General features: G+C 72.9%; 11 protein-coding genes, 1 tRNA gene and 1 other RNA gene. 5 read left to right on the top strand and 8 right to left on the bottom strand.

All coding sequences use genetic code 11. From position 1 onward, the window contains the following. Positions 1 to 17: 17 nt before the first annotated feature. From ACU4ZT_RS04595 to ffs, 4 genes are all read right to left on the bottom strand, one after another. Positions 18 to 5,087 carry a hypothetical protein gene (locus ACU4ZT_RS04595; protein ID WP_445338125.1) on the bottom strand — a complete coding sequence of 1,690 codons (5,070 nt, stop codon included), beginning with the start codon at positions 5,085 to 5,087 and terminating at the stop codon, positions 18 to 20. Positions 5,088 to 5,378: 291 nt separating this feature from the next. Next, complete coding sequence (locus ACU4ZT_RS04590; protein ID WP_063072005.1) at positions 5,379 to 6,569, bottom strand: acetate/propionate family kinase; 1,191 nt, start codon at positions 6,567 to 6,569, stop codon at positions 5,379 to 5,381. A 62-nt stretch (positions 6,570 to 6,631) separates the two neighbouring features. Continuing rightward, positions 6,632 to 8,749 (bottom strand): phosphate acetyltransferase, encoded by a 2,118-nt coding sequence (pta, locus tag ACU4ZT_RS04585; RefSeq protein WP_063072004.1) that lies wholly within the window; start codon positions 8,747 to 8,749, stop codon positions 6,632 to 6,634. Positions 8,750 to 8,797: 48 nt separating this feature from the next. Next, an RNA gene (ffs, locus tag ACU4ZT_RS04580) (signal recognition particle sRNA small type) lies at positions 8,798 to 8,894 on the bottom strand. 85 nt (positions 8,895 to 8,979) lie between these two features. On the opposite strand from ffs, the gene ACU4ZT_RS04575 reads away from it, so the two are divergent. The 3 genes from ACU4ZT_RS04575 to ACU4ZT_RS04565 all read left to right on the top strand — a co-directional run bounded on the left by ACU4ZT_RS04575 (position 8,980) and on the right by ACU4ZT_RS04565 (position 12,939). Further along, the gene (locus ACU4ZT_RS04575; RefSeq protein ID WP_063072010.1) at positions 8,980 to 9,633 is read left to right on the top strand and encodes an SDR family oxidoreductase; all 654 of its coding nucleotides are present in this window, start codon (positions 8,980 to 8,982) and stop codon (positions 9,631 to 9,633) included. A 397-nt stretch (positions 9,634 to 10,030) separates the two neighbouring features. Continuing rightward, positions 10,031 to 12,805 carry a helix-turn-helix transcriptional regulator gene (locus ACU4ZT_RS04570; RefSeq protein ID WP_445338122.1) on the top strand — a complete coding sequence of 925 codons (2,775 nt, stop codon included), beginning with the start codon at positions 10,031 to 10,033 and terminating at the stop codon, positions 12,803 to 12,805. Positions 12,806 to 12,851: 46 nt separating this feature from the next. Continuing rightward, positions 12,852 to 12,939 (top strand) — tRNA-Ser (locus tag ACU4ZT_RS04565). 82 nt (positions 12,940 to 13,021) lie between these two features. On the opposite strand, the gene ACU4ZT_RS04560 is transcribed toward ACU4ZT_RS04565, so the two are convergent. Further along, positions 13,022 to 13,231: a hypothetical protein gene (locus tag ACU4ZT_RS04560; RefSeq protein ID WP_063072002.1), complete on the bottom strand. Its 210-nt coding sequence runs from the start codon at positions 13,229 to 13,231 to the stop codon at positions 13,022 to 13,024. 20 nt (positions 13,232 to 13,251) lie between these two features. Then, complete coding sequence (locus tag ACU4ZT_RS04555) at positions 13,252 to 14,115, bottom strand: hypothetical protein (protein WP_270978999.1); 864 nt, start codon at positions 14,113 to 14,115, stop codon at positions 13,252 to 13,254. A gap of 751 nt (positions 14,116 to 14,866) precedes the next feature. Here ACU4ZT_RS04555 and ACU4ZT_RS04550 point away from each other — a divergent pair. Together ACU4ZT_RS04550 and ACU4ZT_RS04545 are read left to right on the top strand one after the other, a co-directional pair. Further along, positions 14,867 to 15,517 (top strand): hypothetical protein, encoded by a 651-nt coding sequence (locus ACU4ZT_RS04550; protein ID WP_063072000.1) that lies wholly within the window; start codon positions 14,867 to 14,869, stop codon positions 15,515 to 15,517. Next, the gene (locus ACU4ZT_RS04545) at positions 15,514 to 16,440 is read left to right on the top strand and encodes an aminoglycoside phosphotransferase family protein (RefSeq protein WP_063071999.1); all 927 of its coding nucleotides are present in this window, start codon (positions 15,514 to 15,516) and stop codon (positions 16,438 to 16,440) included. The genes ACU4ZT_RS04550 and ACU4ZT_RS04545 overlap by 4 nt, the downstream gene beginning before the upstream one ends. Here ACU4ZT_RS04545 and ACU4ZT_RS04540 read toward each other — a convergent pair. Then, positions 16,437 to 17,537 (bottom strand): heparan-alpha-glucosaminide N-acetyltransferase domain-containing protein, encoded by a 1,101-nt coding sequence (locus tag ACU4ZT_RS04540; protein WP_270978998.1) that lies wholly within the window; start codon positions 17,535 to 17,537, stop codon positions 16,437 to 16,439. The two genes, ACU4ZT_RS04545 and ACU4ZT_RS04540, sit on opposite strands and share 4 nt — an antisense overlap. Positions 17,538 to 17,576: 39 nt before the next feature. Then, entirely contained in the window at positions 17,577 to 18,812 is a 1,236-nt protein-coding gene (locus ACU4ZT_RS04535; RefSeq protein WP_063071997.1) for a multidrug effflux MFS transporter, read from the bottom strand. Positions 18,813 to 18,899 lie beyond the last annotated feature (87 nt).

Below are 18,899 nucleotides of genomic sequence, written 5' to 3'. Positions count from 1 at the left end.
CCTGCGTCAGCGGTGCGTCACACCTGGCGGCTGCGACGGCCGCGGTGCAGGGCACCGGCGCCCGTCAGCATCATCAGGAGCGCGATGCCGCCGAGGAAGAGCATCCCGTCGGCGTCGCCGCCCGTGACCGGGAGGATCCCGCCGCCGTAGCCGCCGGTCCCTCCGCGGATCGGGGTGCTCGGCAGACCGGCCGGGACCGTCTGGCCGATGACCGAGAACCGCGTGTTCGGCACGTCCACCGGGCCGGTCACGCTGCCCGAGATGGTGACCGAGTGCTGGCCGATCTCGAAGTCCTCGTGGATCGGGAAGGTGAAGGTCACCTGCCCGTTCGCGGGGGCGATCTGGTCCGGCAGCGGCATGGGCGTGGAGTTGACCGTGGCGGAGACCGTCTCACCGGGCATGAACCCGACGGCGGTCACCTCCTGGTCGATGCCCATGCCGCGCATGACCTCGAAGAAGCGGACCGAGGCGAGGGTGCGGAGCTCGCTGCCGTCGGGGCCGCCGTCGGCGGCGTCCGTGGCGTCCGTGGCGTCGGCGGCGTCAGCGGCATCCGTCGCGTCAGCGGCATCCGTCGCGTCAGCAGCATCCGTCGCGTCAGCAGCATCCGTCGCGTCGACCGCGTCGGCCACATCGCTGCCGCCGTCGTTGTCGGCGTCGTTGTCACCGTCGGCGTCGTTGTCGCCGTCGGCGTCGTTGTCACCGTCAGCGTCGTTGTCGGCGTCGTTGTCACCATCGGCTGCGTCGACCGCGTCGGTTTCGTCAGCGTCGACCACGTCGGCGACGTCCGCGGTGTCCGCGTCCGCCACGTCGAGGTCGAACGAGATGTCCGTCGAGTCGTCCGAGTCGTTGGCGTCGGAGTCGACGCCCTCGAGGTCGAGCACGTCACCGGCGTCGATCACGTCCGCGCTGTCCAGGTCGGCGTCGATCGTGTCGGCGTCCGTCCCGTCGAGGTCCGTCGTGTCCACATCCAGGGCATCCACGACATCGACCACGTCGAGGTCCAGCGCGTCCAAGTCAGCAGCGTCCGTGTCGAGCACGTCCAGACCGCCGTCGGCGTCGAGGACGTCACCGGCGTCCACGATCACGTCCGCGGTGTCCGCGTCCGCCACGTCGAGGTCGGCGACCACGTCGGCGACGTCCGCGGTGTCCGCGTCCGCCACGTCGAGGTCGAACGAGATGTCCGTCGAATCGTCCGAGTCGTTGGCGTCGGAGTCGACGCCCTCGAGGTCGAGCACGTCACCGGCGTCGATCACGTCCGCGCTGTCCAGGTCGGCATCGACCCTGTCGGCATCCGTCCCGTCGAGGTCCGTCGTGTCCACATCCAGCGCATCCACGACATCGACCACGTCGAGGTCCAGCGCGTCCAGGTCAGCAGCGTCCGTGTCGAGCACGTCCAGGCCGCCGTCGGCGTCGAGGACGTCACCGGCATCCAGGACATCGTCGCCGGCATCCACGATCACGTCCACCGTGTCGGCGTCCGTCCCGTCCAGGTCGGTCGTGTCCACGTCCAGGGCGTCGACCACGTCGACAACATCGAGGTCCACGGCGTCGAGGTCAGCGGCATCCGTGTCGAGCACGTCCAGGCCGCCGTCCACGTCGAGCACGTCGCCCGCATCCACGATCACGTCCACCGTGTCGGCGTCCGTCCCGTCGAGGTCCGTCGTGTCGACATCCAGCGCGTCCACGACATCGACCACGTCGACGTCGAGGGCGTCGAGGTCAGCGGCATCCGTGTCGAGCACGTCCAGGCCGCCGTCGACATCGAGCACGTCGCCCGCGTCCACGATCACGTCCACCGTGTCGGCGTCCGTCCCGTCGAGGTCGGTCGTGTCCACGTCCAGCGCGTCCACGACATCGACAACGTCGAGGTCCAGCGCGTCCAGGTCAGCGGCATCCGTGTCGAGCACGTCCAGACCGCCGTCCACGTCGAGCACGTCGCCCGCGTCGAGGACGTCCGCACCCGCATCGACGACGACATCGGCGACGTCGACGACATCGAGGACGTCAGCATCGGTGTCGACCGTGTCCGCGTCGGTCCCGTCGAGGTCCGTCGTGTCCACATCCAGGGCATCCACGACATCGACCACGTCGAGGTCCAGCGCGTCCAAGTCAGCGGCGTCCGTGTCGAGCACGTCCAGGCCGCCGTCTACATCGAGCACATCGCCCGCGTCCACGATCACGTCCACCGTGTCGGCGTCCGTCCCGTCGAGGTCCGTCGTGTCCACGTCCAGCGCGTCCACCACATCGACCACGTCGAGGTCCAGCGCGTCCAGGTCAGCAGCATCCGTGTCGAGGACATCGAGGCCGCCGTCGACGTCGAGCACATCGCCCGCGTCGATCACATCAGCACCCGCATCCACGACCACATCCGCCACGTCGACGACATCCAACACGTCAGCATCCGTATCGACCGTGTCGACGTCCGTGCCGTCCAGGTCCGTCGTGTCCACGTCCAGCGCGTCCACCACATCGACCACGTCGACATCCAGGGCGTCGAGGTCAGCGGCATCCGTGTCGAGGACGTCCAGGCCGCCGTCGACATCGAGCACATCGCCCGCGTCGATCACGTCAGCACCCGCATCCACGACCACATCCGCCACGTCCACGACATCCAACACGTCAGCATCCGTATCGACCGTGTCGACGTCCGTGCCGTCCAGGTCCGTCGTGTCCACGTCCAGCGCGTCCACCACATCGACCACGTCGACATCCAGGGCGTCGAGGTCAGCGGCATCCGTGTCGAGCACGTCCAGACCGCCGTCGACATCGAGCACATCGCCCGCGTCGATCACATCCGCACCCGCATCCACGACCACGTCCGCCACGTCCACGACATCCAGGACATCGGCATCGGTGTCGACCGTGTCCGCGTCCGTCCCGTCCAGGTCCGTCGTGTCCACGTCCAGCGCGTCCACCACATCGACCACGTCGAGGTCCAGCGCGTCCAGGTCAGCAGCATCCGTGTCGAGCACGTCCAGGCCGCCGTCGACATCGAGCACATCGCCCGCGTCGATCACATCCGCACCCGCATCCACGACCACATCCGCCACGTCCACGACATCCAGGACATCGGCATCGGTGTCGATCGTGTCCGCGTCGGTGCCGTCGAGGTCCGTCGTGTCGACATCCAGGGCGTCCACGGCGTCGACCACGTCGAGGTCGAGCGCATCCAGGTCAGCGGCGTCCGCGTCGAGGAGGTCGAGGCCGTCGAGGTCGAGCACGTCGGCGTCCGCGGCATCCGCGTCGGCCGCGGGGGCCGCGATCGCGAAGGTCACCGACGTCGGGAGGCCCGTCTGCTCGCCGCCGACGCGCTGACGCGCGCTGGCGGTGAAGGTCCCGGAGGGCAGGTTCGCGAACAGCACGCGGTACCGCCCGGCTGTGGTAGCCGTGGTGGTCAGCGTCTGGTTCCCGACCGTCACGTCGACCTCGGCACCCGGCTCCGCCGTCCCCTCGACCGCGACCGTGGTGGTCCCGGCGGGGAAGGCCTGCGCGGGGTCCGGCGATGTGATGGCCACGGGCTGGACGGGTCCGACGACCGCGGCGTCCGCGCGGACGGTGGCCGACGCGAGGCTGACGGTCGGGCCGCCCGCGGTGGGCAGCAGCCCGATCCGCAGGGCGCTCACCGTGAACGAGCCGGCGTCGAGGCCGTCCGCGTCCGCGAAGTCGCCCGGCCGGTCCTGCGCGTTGACGGTCAGGCGGACTACGGAGTCGACCGCCGCGAGGACGGGGGCGACGGCGGTGAGCACGGCGCCGGTGGCGTCCGTCAGGCCGGTGACCACGCTCGTGCGGCTGACCGCGCCGCCGAGATCCGTGGCGAGCGCCGGGAGGAGCCCGGTCGTCAGGCCGGAGACGAGCGACTCCGTGAGCGCGGTCGTGAGGGTGAGGGGCGGCAGGAGGGCCGTGCCCGCGGTGCTGATGACCGGCGCCGAGTTGCCGGGACCGGTGGGGTTCACCAGGTTCGCGAGCGTGGTGTTCGTCGTGATCACGACGTCGCCGAGGTCCACGGCGGGCACGAGGACGCTGAGCCGCGGCGTCCCGATGTCGGTGCGGATCGTCAGCGCCACGGCGGTGGAGTCGAGCACCGCCTCGAGGAGGCGGTCGGGCAGCTGCCGCGTGAGGATGTCCGTCAGCGCGGCGTTCACGGCCTGCGTGAGCACCGCCGTAGTCAGCACGCGCGTGTCCGCCGGCTGGCCGTCGAGGGTCTGGATCGCGTCCAGGTCGAGCGTGAGCGTGCCCGTCCGGATGTCGATGGTCACCGCGCCGCTCGTGAGCGGCTGCGAGAGGACCGCGTCCACGGCCGCTTGCGCGTTGACCGTCGTGCGGAGGTCGGCCGTCGCGTTGGTCGTGTCGAGCAGCGGGACGCCGAGCGCCCGGGTGAGGATCCCGTCGAGCAGGCCCAGCGTCGCGGGCGAGACGACGGCGCGGGTCGAGAGGCCCGCGCTGACGCCGTCGACGGCGCCGACGAGGTTCGCGCGGAGGCCCTGGATGACCGGGCTGGTGATCGTCGCGTCCGCGGAGGCGATGCCGTACGAGCTCGTCGGCGCGGCGGCCCCGGTGTCCGTCGCGGTGGCGCCGAGCGCCCCGATCCGGAGGTCGAGGTCCGAGAGGACGCCGGCGACGCCCGCGGCCTGCAGCGTCGGCTGGAGGTCCAGCCGCGCCGCCTGGCCGGTGCCGCCGTTGACGGCGACGGCGCCCGAGTCCGTGACGGCGCCCGCGGCGGCGGTCGCGCCCGCGGTGCCGCTGGTGGACACCTGCCGGTCGGCGCCGGCGCGCACGCCGCTGAGGTCGAGGACGGAGCCGAGCGTGACGCCTGCCGAGACCTGCACCGCGGCGAGCTGCTGGAGGACGGATGCCGAGACCGGCCCGTCGAGGCTGGCGGGGTCGTTCGTCCCGCCGGGCGCGTACGCGGTGTACGCGCCGTCCAGGGCGACGGCCTGCGCGAGGCCGGTGAGCGTCACGAGACGCGCCTCCGCCTCGGACTGATCCCCCGCCGCGGCGCCAGCGGGCAGGACGCCCCCGAACGCGACGAGTGCCGCGGTGACCCCGAAGGCCGTCGCGGTCGCCAGCCTGCTTCTGCGGCTGGGCATGTGTAGAGCCATGTGCGTTCCCCTCGATTGCATGGCCGGCCGCGCTCGTGGGGCGCAGCCGTGCGTCCCGCGGGGCGGCCCCCACCACACCCACGGTCATCGAAGGTTCGCATCCGCCCCGGAGGGCGACAACACTGCTGTCTACTGATCTGCCCGGGGCCGGATGCGGTGCCGCTCCAGTAGTCGCCCCAGTGGCGCTACGGGGTGGCCGCCTGCGGGCGGGACGACGACGGGGCCCGTGATCCGGGCGGATCACGGGCCCCGTCGGGTGCCGGTGGGGAGGGCGGCGGGTCAGCCCGCGGTCGCCGCGAGCGACTGCCGGGCGATCTCGAGCTCCTCGTCGGTGGGGATCACGAGCACGGCGACGGGCGAGCCCTCGGGGCTCACGAAGCGGGCTTCCGAGCTGATGAGCTCGTTGCGGTCGTCGTCGATCCCGATGCCCATGAACTCCAGCCCCGCGAGCGACCGGCGGCGCACGAGCGGGTTGTTCTCGCCCACGCCCGCCGTGAAGACGACCGCGTCGACGCCGCCGAGCTGCGCCGCGTACGCGCCGACGTAGTGGCGGATCCGGTGCCGGTACACCCCGAGCGCCGTCTGCGCGGCCTCGTCGCCGTCGGCCGCGGCGCGCTGCACGTCGCGCATGTCGCCGAGCCCGGTGAGCCCGAGCAGGCCGCTCCTGCGGTTGAGCAGCGTCTCGAGGTCGTCGAGCCCGAGGTCGGTGTGGCGGGCGAGGTGGAAGAGGATCGCGGGGTCGAGGTCGCCGGAGCGCGTGCCCATCACGAGCCCCTCGAGCGGCGTGAGGCCCATGGACGTGTCGATGGAGCGGCCGCCCTGAACGGCGGCGGCGGAGGCGCCGTTGCCGAGGTGCAGCACGATGATCCGCGTCTCCTCGAGCGGCTTCCCGAGCAGCCGGGCGGCCGCCTCGGACACGTACTTGTGGCTCGTGCCGTGGAACCCGTAGCGGCGGATGCGGTGGGCGGCCGCGAGCTCCCGGTCGATCGCGTACGTGTACGCCTCGGCCGGCAGCGTCTGGTGGAACGCGGTGTCGAAGACGGCCACGTGCGGCACGTCCGGGAACGCGGTCTGCGCCGCCTCGATCCCCTGGAGCGCGCCCGGGTTGTGCAGGGGCGCGAGCGCCGAGAGGTCGTCGATGTCGGCCTTCACCCGGTCGGTGACCACGGTCGGCTCGACGAACACGTCGCCGCCGTGCACCACCCGGTGGCCCACCGCGACGGGCGGGCCCTCCTCGAGCGACGGGCCGTGCTCGCCGAACGCGTCCAGCATCGCCTGGAACCCGGCCGTGTGGTCGGCGATGGGCAGCTCGCGCTCCCACGAGTCGCCGCCGGCCTTGTGCCGAGTGGATCCGGTCCCCTCGCCGATGCGCTCCACCAGGCCGGACGCGAGCACGGTCTCGGAGCCCATCTCGATGAGCTGGTACTTGAAGGACGACGATCCGGAGTTGACGACGAGGACGACGGGCACGGGTTCTCCTGGGGTGCGGGCGGGACGGGAGGTCGGACGGAGCTGGCGGGACGGACGGGCGCTCAGCCCGCCTCGATCCCCTCGGCCTGGATGGCGGTGATGGCGACGGTGTTGACGATGTCCTGCACGAGCGCACCGCGGGACAGGTCGTTGATGGGCTTGCGGAGGCCCTGCAGCACGGGCCCGATGGCCACCGCGCCGGCCGAGCGCTGCACGGCCTTGTACGTGTTGTTGCCGGTGTTGAGGTCCGGGAAGATGAACACCGTCGCGCGGCCGGCGACCGCCGATCCCGGCATCTTCGTGGCGGCGACCGCCGCGTCCGCCGCCGCGTCGTACTGGATCGGGCCCTCGACCGCGAGGTCGGGCCGCAGCTCCCGCACGCGCGCGGTCGCCTGGCGCACCTTCTCCACGTCGGCACCGGCGCCCGACTCCCCCGTCGAGTACGAGAGCATCGCGATGCGCGGCTCGATGCCGAACTGCGCCGCGGTCGCGGCCGACGAGATGGCGATGTCGGCGAGCTGGTCGGCCGTCGGATCCGGGTTCACGGCGCAGTCGCCGTAGACGAGAACGCGGTCGGCGAGCGCCATGAGGAACACGGACGAGACGACGGAGACGCCGGCGGTGGTCTTGATGATCTCGAAGCCCGGCCGGATCGTGTGCGCCGTCGTGTGCGCGGCCCCGGACACCATGCCGTCGGCGAGGCCGAGCTGCACCATCATCGTGCCGAAGTAGGAGACGTCGGTGACGGTCTCGCGCGCGATGTCGAGCACCATCCCCTTGTGCGCGCGGAGCTTCACGTACTCCTCGGCGAACCGCTCGCGGAGCACCGCGTCGAAGGGGCTGAGCACGGTCGCGCGCCCGATGTCGATGCCGAGGCCGATGGCGCGCGAGCGCACCTCGATCTCCTCGCCGAGGATCGTGACGTCGGCGATGCCGCGACTGAGGATCGTGCCGGCGGCCCGCAGCACGCGGTCGTCGGTGCCCTCGGGCAGCACGATGCGCTTGCCTGCCTTCCGAGCGCGCTCGATGAGGCCGAACTCGAACATGAGCGGCGTGACGACGTCGGAGCGGCTGACGTCGAGGAGCTCGAGCAGCCGGGACGTGTCGACGTGCTGCTCGAACGCGGCGAGCGCCGTGTCCATCTTCCGGGCGGACTCGGGCGAGAGCCGGCCGCGGGTCTGCGTGATGCGCTTCGCCGTCTCGTAGGTGCCGAGCTCGGTGGAGATGATGGGCAGGGTCTGGTCGAGGCCGGAGACGAGCGTCTCGATGGTGGGCGACAGCGCGAACCCTCCGTTGAGCACGATGCCCGCGACGGTGGGGAAGGTCTCGGAGGCGTGCGCGGTGAGCACGCCGAGGAGGACCTCGCTGCGGTCGCCGGGGATCACGACGATGGCGCCCTCGGTGAGGCGCGCGAGCACGTTCTCCATCGACATGGCCGAGACCACGACCCCGAGGGCCTCGCGGCGGAGGAGCGCGGGATCGCCCTTGACGAGCTCGCCGTCGACGGCGTCGAGGAGCTCGGCGACGGTGGGCGCCACGAGGAACGCGTCCTCGGGGATGGCCCACACGGGCACGTGCGGGGCCTGCGCGTGGAGGGAGGCGGGGATCGCCGCGGGGATGGCGGCCGTGATGGCGTCGAGCGCCTCCGGGTCGGCGCGGTTGACCACGATGCCGAGCAGCCCCGCGTGCGCGGTGACCAGCTCGGGGATCGCGAGGTCGGCGATCTGGCGCATCTCGTCGGGGCTGCGGCCACCCGACTCGTCCGTGCGGCGGCCCGTGAGCACGAGCAGGACGGGCGCGCCGAGGTTCGCGGCGATGCGCGCGTTGAAGGACAGCTCGGTGGGGCTGCCGACGTCGGTGTAGTCGCTGCCGACGATGACGACCGCGTCGCACTTCGCCTCGACGGCCTTGTAGCGCTCGACGATGCGGGAGAGGGCGGCCTCGGGATCCGCGTGCACGTCGTCGTAGGTGACGCCCACGCACTCGTCGTACTCGAGGTCGACGCCGTCGTGCGCGAGCAGCGCCTCGAGCACGTAGTCGCGCTCGACGATGGAGCGCGCGATGGGCCGGAACACGCCCACCCGCTGGATCTGGTGGGTCAGGGTGTCGAGCACGCCCAGCGCGACCGTCGACTTGCCCGAGTGCCCTTCGGCGGACGTGATGTAGATGCTCCGAGCCATGCGGCAAGCCTATGGGCGTCGCCTGCGCGGACGCCCGCCCGTGTTAAAGGAGAAGACCCCTCGCGCACCTGCCAGAGCCCGGCTGCCCTTGCTGCGTCTCCGCCCTGGGGGAGTTCACCTGGATGGCACCACGCGAGGAGCCGACACCGAGTGTACCCGACCCGGGGCGCCCGTCGGTCGGCGGCGGCCCGCCCAGGAGCCGGTCACGATCCGCGCGTAGCGTGGAGCGCATGCGCATAGTCATCGCCGGAGGACACGGCCAGATCGCCCGACTGCTCGAACGACGCCTCGCCGATGCGGGCCACCAGCCCGTCGGCATCGTCCGCAACCCGGATCACGCGTCCGACCTCGCCGACGCGGGCGCCGAGGCGCTCGTGCTCGACCTCGAGAAGAGCGACGTCGACCAGGTCGCCGAGGCGCTCCGGGGCGCCGACGCCGTGGTCTTCGCGGCCGGCGGCGGCCCCGACTCCGGCCCCGAGCGCAAGCTCACCATCGACCGCGACGGCGCGATCCTGCTCGCCGACGCCGCCGAGCGCGCGGGCGTCACCCGCTACGTCATGATCTCGGCCATGGCCGTCGACGGCTTCGACCCCGACAGCGACGACACCTACGAGATCTACCAGCGCGCGAAGTCCGAGGCCGACGCCGACCTCCGGGCGCGCGACATCGACTGGACCATCGTCCGCCCCGGCGGCCTCACCGACGACGCCGGCACCGGCCGCGTGCAGGTCGGAACGTCCACGGGGCGCGGCTCGATCCCCCGCGCGGACGTCGCCGAGATCGTCGCGACCGCGCTCATCGACGGCACGGGCGTCCGCGTCCAGTTCGAGGCGATCTCGGGCGAGGAGCCCGTCGCCGAGGCCATCGCGGGCCTCCGCTACTAGCGCGACCCGCACGGGCGCCCGGCGCCCATCCGGATGACGGCCCCCTCCTCCCCGGAGGGGGCCGTCATCCGCTTCCGGGCTTGCTGAGGCACCCGGGTCGTGCCGCACGCGACGCCACGGGTCGACGGCACCCGAAGCCGTCGTCCTCCCGCTGATCGCGCGCATGGTGCGCCGTGGCGCACCGTCCGGAGCATCCCCATGCCCGGACATGTGGAACACGTTAGGCACGCCGGACCGGGTCCCCCACAGTGCGGACTACTTATTTCCGCGGTCCGATCCATCAGTAAGGGCCGGTGTCCCTGGTCCGACCGCCGAGAACGGCGCAAGATGGGGGTCACACGGCCCGCTCCGCCTCGGGGGATGCAGCGCGGGCCACGCTTTCCGCGACGGGGGTCACATGAAGCAGATGACGCACAGCTACGGCAGGTCGGGCGCCCGCCCGGCGACGACGACGCCCGGGAAGGGAGGCCGCGCGCGCGACCTGGAGACGCTGGAGCGCTGGCTCGCCGCCGGCACCAGCGCCATCGTCACGGGCGCGGTCGGGTCCGGCCGCAGCCACGTCGCCGGCCGGGTCGCCGACGCCCTCACCCGCAACGGCCTCACGGTGATCCGGGCCCACGCCTCCACACCCGACCTCGCCGACGTCCTGCGCCGGGTCATCGAGCAGCTCCCCGGCCTCCGGGCGCCGCGGCCGCTGCCCGCCGCGCGTCCCGTGGTCGTGCTCGACGACGCCCACCTCCTCTCCCCGGAGATGCGCCAGGCGCTGGTGGAGGCGCGCGCCTCGGAGCGCTGCACGCTGCTCGTCACGATCGACGACACCGGCAGCGACGCGCGCCACCTCCGCGGATCCGCCGACGGCACCGATCCGCTCGTCCGCACGGCGCAGGCCGCGCACGAGATCCTCGGCCTGTGGCGCACCGGATACGCCGAGCGGCTCGACCTCGCGCCCCTCGATGCGGCGGAGGTCGACGCGATGATCGACTCCCTCGCCGGCTCCGTCGCGCTCGACCAGGCGACGCGCGTGCAGATCCAGCGCCGCAGCGGCGGCCGCCCGTTCCTCGTGCGCGAGCTGACGTTCGAGGCTCTGGAGACGGGCGCCAGCGCGCGCTCCGTGAGCGGCTACGCGTTCCCGAGCGCGAACGCGCCCCGGGCGCGGATCCTCGAGCTCGTCTCCTCGAGGGTGGCCCCGCTCGGCGACGACGAGCGCGCGACGCTCGTGCTCCTGGCGCGCCTCGACGGCGTGCCCTACCAGCGCGCCGCGCGGCTGTTCGGCGAGACCGTCCTCCGCGTCCTCGGCGCGCGCGGCCTCGCCCGCGTGCAGGCGCAGGGCGACATGATCCTCCGCGCCGACCTGCTGGAGGCGGAGGCGGCGCTCGCCCGCACCGACCCCGGTGCGGTCGACGGCCTCACGCGCCGCGTCGTGCGGTCCCTCCTCCAGGAGGCCGCGCACGGCGTGCCGCTCAGCCCCAAGGAGAGCCTGCTCATCGCGCGCACGCTCTCCGAGGAGGACCGGGCCGCCGCGGTCGACCGCTTCGGCGCCGCCACGCTCGCGGCCGTGCACCTCGTCGCCGCGCGCCTGGCCAACGACGTGGGCATGACCCACGACGCGCTGGCCTTCGCGGCGATCGCGGCCGACGGCGGATCCGCCGCCTACGCCGCCTGCGAGACCTCGCGCGCCCTCACCGTCCTCGGGAACCCTGTGCGCGCCGTCGAGGTTCTCGACGCCGTGGGCACCGCGGGGCTGACCGCGCGCGAGGGAGTCGAGCTGCTGCACGTGCGCATCGTCGCCACGCACGCGGTGCTGCCGGGCACCGACCGGATGCGCTCCATCCTCGAGGCCGCCCACGCGGATCCCGACGCCGACGCCGACGTCCGCGCCGAGGCCGACGCCATCGCCGCCGCGATGGCGCTCGGCCTCATGGACTGGGAGGGCGCGCTCGCGCAGGCCCGCGCGGCGGCGGAGCGCGCCACGAGCACGCTCGTCCGCCTCCGGGCGCACCGCACCGTGGTCCTCGCGCTCGGGCACCTCGGACGCGGCGCCGATCTCGGGGAGGCCATCGACGCCGGCCTCGCCCTCCTGTCCGACCGGGAGGACCGGCGCGGCACGTACGACGACATCCTGCTCGAGGAGGCCCGACTGGAGCTGCTCTCGGCGAGCGCGTTCAGCCGCCGGCTCTGCCGCCTCGACCTGCCCGACCTCGAGCGCGAGCTCGACACGTGGGTCGAGTCGGCCATCGCGCAGGACGCGCAGTGGTTCATCCCCGTCCTCGGCGCGATCACGGGCGGCGTGGCCCTCGACCTCGGCCGGCTCGACCGCGCCGAGGCGGAGCTGACGCTCGCCGACGACCGCCTCATCGGCCCGGACATCGGCACGTGGCGGCTCTGGATCGGCATGCAGCGCGCCCGCGTGCTGGCGCTCCGCGGCCGCGCCGACGAGGCCGAGCGCATCGCCACGGACATCGCGCACCGGGCGGATCCGCGCTACCCGTACCAGCGCATGCTCGCGGAGGGCGTGCGCGTGGAGATCCTCGCCGCCCGCGGCCGGTCGGACGAGGCGGCGACGCTGCTCCTCGACGTCGGCGACCTCAGCGGCGAGGCGCACGCGCTCCGAGCGGGCATGCTCTTCCGGGCCTGGGCGCTCGGATCCGAGGATCCGCGCCTGGTCGAGGGCGCGCGCCGCGTCCGCGACCGCACCGACGTGCCCGCCCTGCACGGCATGGCCGAGGTCGTCGAGGGATCCCGCACGGGCGACCCGGAGCTGCTCGAGCAGGGCATGCGCACGCTCGAGGCGGCCGGCCTCGCGGTGCAGGCGCGGGCGGCGTGCGAGGACCTCGTGCGGATGCTCGCCGACGACGTGCCCGCCCTCTCCCACGCGCGCGCGGCGCTCGGCCGGATCCAGTCGCGCATCGACCGGGGCTCCCCCGCGGCGTCCGCGACGGCCGTCGCGCCCGTGCTCGACGTGAGCATGCTCACTCGGCGGGAGCTGGAGATCGGGGTGCTCGCGGCGCAGGGCCTCAGCAACCGGGAGATCGCGGGACGCCTGTTCCTGTCGGTGCGCACGGTCGAGTCGCACCTCTACCAGGCGCGCGCGAAGCTCGGCGCGCCCTCGCGTCGGGCGCTCGCCGGGCTGCTCGACACCCCGGGTGCATCGACCCTGCTCGCGGGCAGGTAGTATCGACGGGTGCCGCGACGTTCCTGACGCCTGCGGCACGCGTCCTGGAGGATTCGCCTAGTGGCCTATGGCGCACGCTTGGAAAGCGTGTTGGGTGAAAGCCCTCAGGGGTTCGAATCCCCTATCCTCCGCCAGACACACGAGAGCCCCGACGGACCAGCGGTCCGGCGGGGCTCTCGTCGTACGGGAGCCTCCTCGAGGTCCTCGCTCGGCCAGCTACCGCTGGCCGTCCCCCCGCGCCCGACGCCTGCGTCGCGCGAACCAGGCCACCCACGACGCGGCCAGCACGACCTGCACGAAGAAGATCACCGGAGCGTCGCCGCTCGCGGTGGCGAGCGGGATGAACACGGCGACCGGCAGGATCACCAGCACCGCGAGCCCGATTCGGAAAATCCAGGTATCGCGCGTCATCTTGTCATCGGCCATTACCTCATCCACCTTTCAGGTCAATTGCACTGTTCACCGTCGTAAACGAACGGATTGAACGTACCGAAGTTCGAGAATAGAAATCCGACGCACTGGTTGTGATTGTCAGCGTACACAGCAGTCGCGCCGATGGCCGCTGCGGCGATACCACATGCAGCGATAGCCTCGGGCCCCGCGAGACCGCAAGCGCCCGTTGCACCACCGAGAGCGATGATTCCCGCCGTCGCAAGGTCATGAGTCTCGCTGTGGTTGAAGTAGATGGAGCAGTACCCGATACCGCAACCGGTTGACGGGTCCGCGACCACCGGGAACATCGCGTCACCTGTCTCGACATGCTGGATGAGCACGTTGCCCGAGATCGAGTAGGAGGTCTTAAGGGACCTTCCGGAGGCGTCTCGAGCCCAGGGTGCCTCCAGGAAGTTCAGGAAACGACCGGATGCGTCCGTGACGGCCACTCCTCCGTCGGGCTGGATTATGAGCCGATCGCCTCGCCCACCGATCTGAAAAGCAAAATCCTGGGGTGCGGCCGCGTCGCCTATAGCGATGAAGGCTGCCGCCGTTCCTCGCGTGTTCGCTCCGACGACCACTCCAAAGTCGTCTGCATCGAATGCCTTCGTATCGCCATCCATCACAGAGGGCGCACTGAGGCCGTTCATCTTGGGCACTATCGCGACCGGTTCTGCGCTCGCGGCCACAGTACCTGCCTGGCGTTGGACGCCCACGCCATGAAATTGCTCGTCAGCGTGACCGAGGACTCCGCGCCCGTCAACCACGGAGAATGCGTCGAACCTTTCTTCCGCATGTGCAGGAACACTCCCCGCGCTGAACATCGCGATCGCCGCGACGATCGCGAGAGCCGCCTTGGGCCCATTCCATTTAGACAAGCGCATAAATCCTCCACGAGAACTCGAGCGATGGCCGCCGCCGCCGCTGGCCGACGATTTTTCACAAAGTTAGCTCCCGCATGTCACACTTTGGGGGGACTTGCGAAGAGCTGGCACTGATGATGGGCGTATCGCACTCGTGGCCATCCGGAGCGCATGGGTGAGAGATCTCGGGGCTGACACCCGTTGTTCTCCGCCACCCCGCACGACGTAGGAGCCGGTTGGCAAAGCCACGTGCGCCTCTCCTTTGTGCGCCGTGCGCGGCGCCTGCGTCGCGAACCAGGCGAACCATGACGCGACCAGCACCATCGGCAGGAAGGAGAACGCCGCGGCGTCGCCGGTCGAGGAAGACAGCGGCAGGAACACGACGAACGGGAGGAGGAGCACGAGCACCACCACTCCCGTCCGGAAGATCCGGGTGTCACGCCTCATCTCGTCCCCCGCCATGCGCCACCCGTCTTCCGTCCTCTCGCAGTCTCTCTCGTCGCGGATGAGCGGGTCACTCGCGCTCCCCAGCCGTCGGCGTGGGCGCCGCTCCCGGATCGCGCCCGCGCCGCGCCACACGCCGCAGCCGCCGCGTGCACCCCAGCAGGCCGCCCGTGTCCCCCATAGGGCCGATGCCCGGCGCAGGCGCGCGCGCCTAGGCTTGACGGGACGCCCCGTCCGCGCATCCGCGGTCGCCCGCCCGCCGCGCGGCCGGGCACGGGGCGGGCGGACGCGGGGACGGCGTCGGACCAGGACCGGAGGCGACGTGCAGCACCGCGGGACGGACGAGGGCGAGCGCACCCTCACGCTCATCCGACCGCGTCGCGACCTGCTCCGGCAGCTCGGCTCCGCGACCCTCGCGCTGGTGGTGCCGCTCGGCGCCGCGCTCCTCGTGCTCGCCATCCGGTCGGGCAACGCCGCGGCCGTGCTCATCGGGATGGGCGCCGTGGCGCTGGTCGCGTCGGTGCTCGCGATCCTCTACCGGTCCTCCTACCTGCGCATCGACCCCGCGTCGGGCGACGTCGAGGCGCGATTCCTCGGACGACGCACGAGCGTGCGCGGGCGCGACGTGCACGAGGTCGTGGTGGTGCACGTCTACCAGGGCCTGACCCTCGACACGCAGCCGCGGCTCTTCGCCCTCGACGCGGACGGGCGCCTCCTCCTCCGGCTGGACGGGCGCGTGTACGACCTCTGCATGATGCACGCGATGGCCGCCGAGCTCGACCGGCCCCTCGTCGAGCAGACCAAGGTGGTGACCATGGCGCAGCTGCGCGCGACCCGGCGCGGGATCCTGCCCTGGTACGAGCGGTCGCGCGTCGCCCTCGCGGGGGCGCTCGTGCTGCTCGGCCTCGGCGTCGTCGCCGCGGTCGTCGGGATCATGGCGCTGACGGGCGTGCCCGTCGCCCTGCGGCTGTGACCGGCGCCGGGGAGCGCGCGTCCGCGGAGAGCGCGCTCGCGCCGTACCGCGCGCGGTGGCGGCTGGATCCGGACGGCGCGGTCGTCGTCACGCCGAGCAGCGTCCTCGCGCCCGTCCGCCGCGACGGCGCGCGCCTGATGCTCAAGGTGCCCCTCGTGGACGAGGAGCGCCGCGGCAGCCGGCTCCTCGCGGCGTGGTCGGGACGCGGGGCCGTGCGCGTTCACGCGGCGGACGACGGGGGTGCGGTGCTCATGTCGCGCGCCGAGGATCCCGGCCTGCTGGTGCGCGAGGCGTCGGCCGTCGGGCCGGACGCGGAGGCGCGCGACGAGCGGGCCACGCGGATCCTCGTGCGCACCGCCCGGCGCCTCCATTCCGTGGCCGTGCCCGACGGGGTGCGCGCGGAGGCGGTGCCGCTCGCGACGTGGGCGCGCGAGCTGCTCGAGCCCGAGCGCCCGCTCCCCCGCGCGTTCGACCGGGGACGCGACGTGCTGCGCGAGCTGCTCGGCGGATCGCCCGGGGAGGCGGTGCTCCACGGCGACGTGCACCACGGGAACGTCTTGCGCTTCGGCGACGGCGACGGCGACGGCGCGGACGGCGCGGACGGCTCGGATGGCGACGCGGCCGATGACGCCTGGCGCGCCATCGACCCGAAGGCCCTCCGCGGGGATCCCGGCTTCGACACCGCGAACGTCCTCTGCAATCCGACGCTCGCGATCGCCCTGCGCCCGGGGCGGCTCGCCCGACGGGCCGCCGTCATCGCCGAGGAGACGGGCCGCGACCTCGACGACGTGCTCGCGTGGGCAGAGGCCTGGTGCGCGCTGTCGGCGGCGTGGGACGTCGGCGATCCGTCGCGTCGCGAGCGCGTCGCGGCGCTGGGCCGGCTGGGCGCGGCCGCCCGGGCGCTGCGGCCCGCGCGCTCCTAGGCGGCCGGGTCGCGCTCGGCCGGCGACGGGACCCGGTCCGCCCCGGGCGTCGTCCGCCCGACCGCGTCGGAGGTCCGACCGGCGACCGCGCCGAGCGCGCGCTCGAGCGGCCCGCGGCCGAGGATCCGGGTCCACAGCAGGCAGAGCACGAGCGTCACGACGACGAACGCCAGGTAGGCGCCGTCGTCCGCGATGAGGTCGCCCTCCGGCGCCACGAGGTCGATGACGACGATGTGCACGGCGTACACCGTGAGCGCGAGCTGCCCCACCGCCTCCAGGGGCACGAGCACGACGGGCAGGAGGGCGGCGGCGCGCAGGCACAGGCCGATGACCGCGACGGCGACGCCGCCGGATCCCACGACCTCGAACGGCGACCCCTCGTGCGGCAGCGTCGAGAGGATGAACTCCCACCCCGGCGGCGGCGCGGGGAGCGCGGCCTCGAGGAGCGCCGACCCGCCGTAGGCCAGCACCGCGAGGCCCGCGCCGACCGTGACGAGCAGCAGCTGCACGCGCGGCGACCCGAGGGCCAGCCGGCCGATCCCGAGCCCCGCGATCGCGAACGCCACCCACGTGAGCGCCGGGTAGTGGCCGGTGACGAGCAGGATCACGAACGGGTCCGGCCGCATGAGGGCGGCGTCGAAGTGGATGGCGAGGGCCGTCGTCGCCACCGGCAGCACGACGGCGGCGCCCGCCGCGAGCGCGAGCAGCCGGGACGCGCGCCAGCGCAGGAGCGGCAGCAGCGCGACGAAGAGCACCGCGTACACCTCGAGGATCACGGCGACGTAGGTCTGCAGCGCGGCCAGCAGCCCGCCGAGCAGGAAGAGGCACGCGGCGCGCACGAGGATCCGCAGCCGCACCCGCGCGAGGCCGGCCCCGTCGACGGGGCGGTCGCGTCCGGACATGAGCGCGATGGAGACGCCCGCGAGCGTCGCGAAGAGGATGGACGAGCGGCCGTCCGCGATCGCCAGCCACGACGCCGGGTCGTCGAGCGCGAGCGTGCGCGGCAGGGCGACGTGCGCCGCCATCATCCCGAGCACGGCGAGACCCCGCGCCGCGTCGACCCCGCGGAGGCGGGCCGGATCGCGGGCGGCGCTCATGGCCTCACCCTACCCAGCGCTCCCGCCGACGCCCGGGCCTCAGTTCGTGAGCGCCGGCACCGTGCGCGGCTGCACGATGAGCCACATCGAGAGGATCGAGACCAGCGCGCACGCGCCCATCACCGACGCCATGGGCACGCCCGAGGTGATGCCGAGCACGCCGACGATGGGCGAGATCGCGCCCGCCAGGCCGAAGTTCACGGCGCCGAGCAGCGACGCCGCCGTGCCCGCCTCGTGCCCGTGGTTGACGAGCCCCAGCACCTGCACGCACGGGAAGCCGAAGCCGCAGGCGAGGATGAAGAAGAACAGCGGGATCAGCGTCCCGAGGAGCCCCGCGTCGGTGAAGGTGCCGAGCAGCACGATGGCCGCCGACGCCGCGAACTGCACGACGACCACGCCCGCGAGGATCCACTGCGGCCCCACGCGCTTCGTCATGCGCGCCGCCACCTGGTTGCCGATCACGATGCCGAGCGAGTTGACGCCGAAGAGGATCCCGAACTGCTGCGCGTCGAACCCGTACACGTCCTGGAACAGGAACGACGAGCTGGAGAGGTAGGAGAAGAGGCCGGCGAACTGCATGCCGCCGATGATCGCGACGCCCACGAACACGCGGTCCCTGAGCACGTTCCGGTAGCGGCGGAGCAGCGCGCCCTTCTCCTCGACCACGAGGTCCTCCCGCGGCAGCGTCTCGACGATGAGGAACACCACGGCGACCACGACGGCGATGCCGTAGGCGGCGAGCGCGTAGAAGACGCCGCGCCAGTCGACGATGCGGAGCAGCTGCGACCCGATGACCGGCGCGAGGATGGGCGCGAGCCCCGTCACGAGCGCCAGGCGCGACAGCATCCGGACGAGCGGGCGCCCGCCGAAGAGGTCGCGGACCATGGCCATGGCCACGACCGCGCCCGCCGCGGCGCCCGCGCCCTGGAGCACGCGGAAGACGAGCAGCATCGAGACGTCGGTGGACAGCGCCGCGCCGAGCGACGCGAGGATGTGGCCGATCGAGGCGACGATGAGCGGCAGGCGGCGTCCGACCCGGTCGCTCCAGGGGCCGACCACGAGCTGGCCGAGCGCGAAGCCGACGGTCGTGCCCGTCAGGGTGAGCTGGATCGCCGCGTCGGTGACGCCGAACTCGTCCTTCAGCACCGGGAAGGCCGGCAGGTAGAGGTCGATCGTGAAGGGCCCGAGGCCGACGAGGGCACCCAGCACGATGATGTAGACGATGCGCTCGCGGCGGGAGAGCGCGTCGCCGGGGTGGATGGCGGCAGACGACACGGGGCGTTCCTTCGGGAGGAGAGGGGGCGCGGGGCGCCGAGGACGGGGCGTGCGGCGTGGACCGCCTCGAGGTCCAACGGACCCCCG

The organism is Clavibacter davisi, from assembly GCF_052751415.1.
Note: the sequence above shows the minus strand (reverse complement) of the source record. Positions and strands in the feature narration are given on the sequence as shown.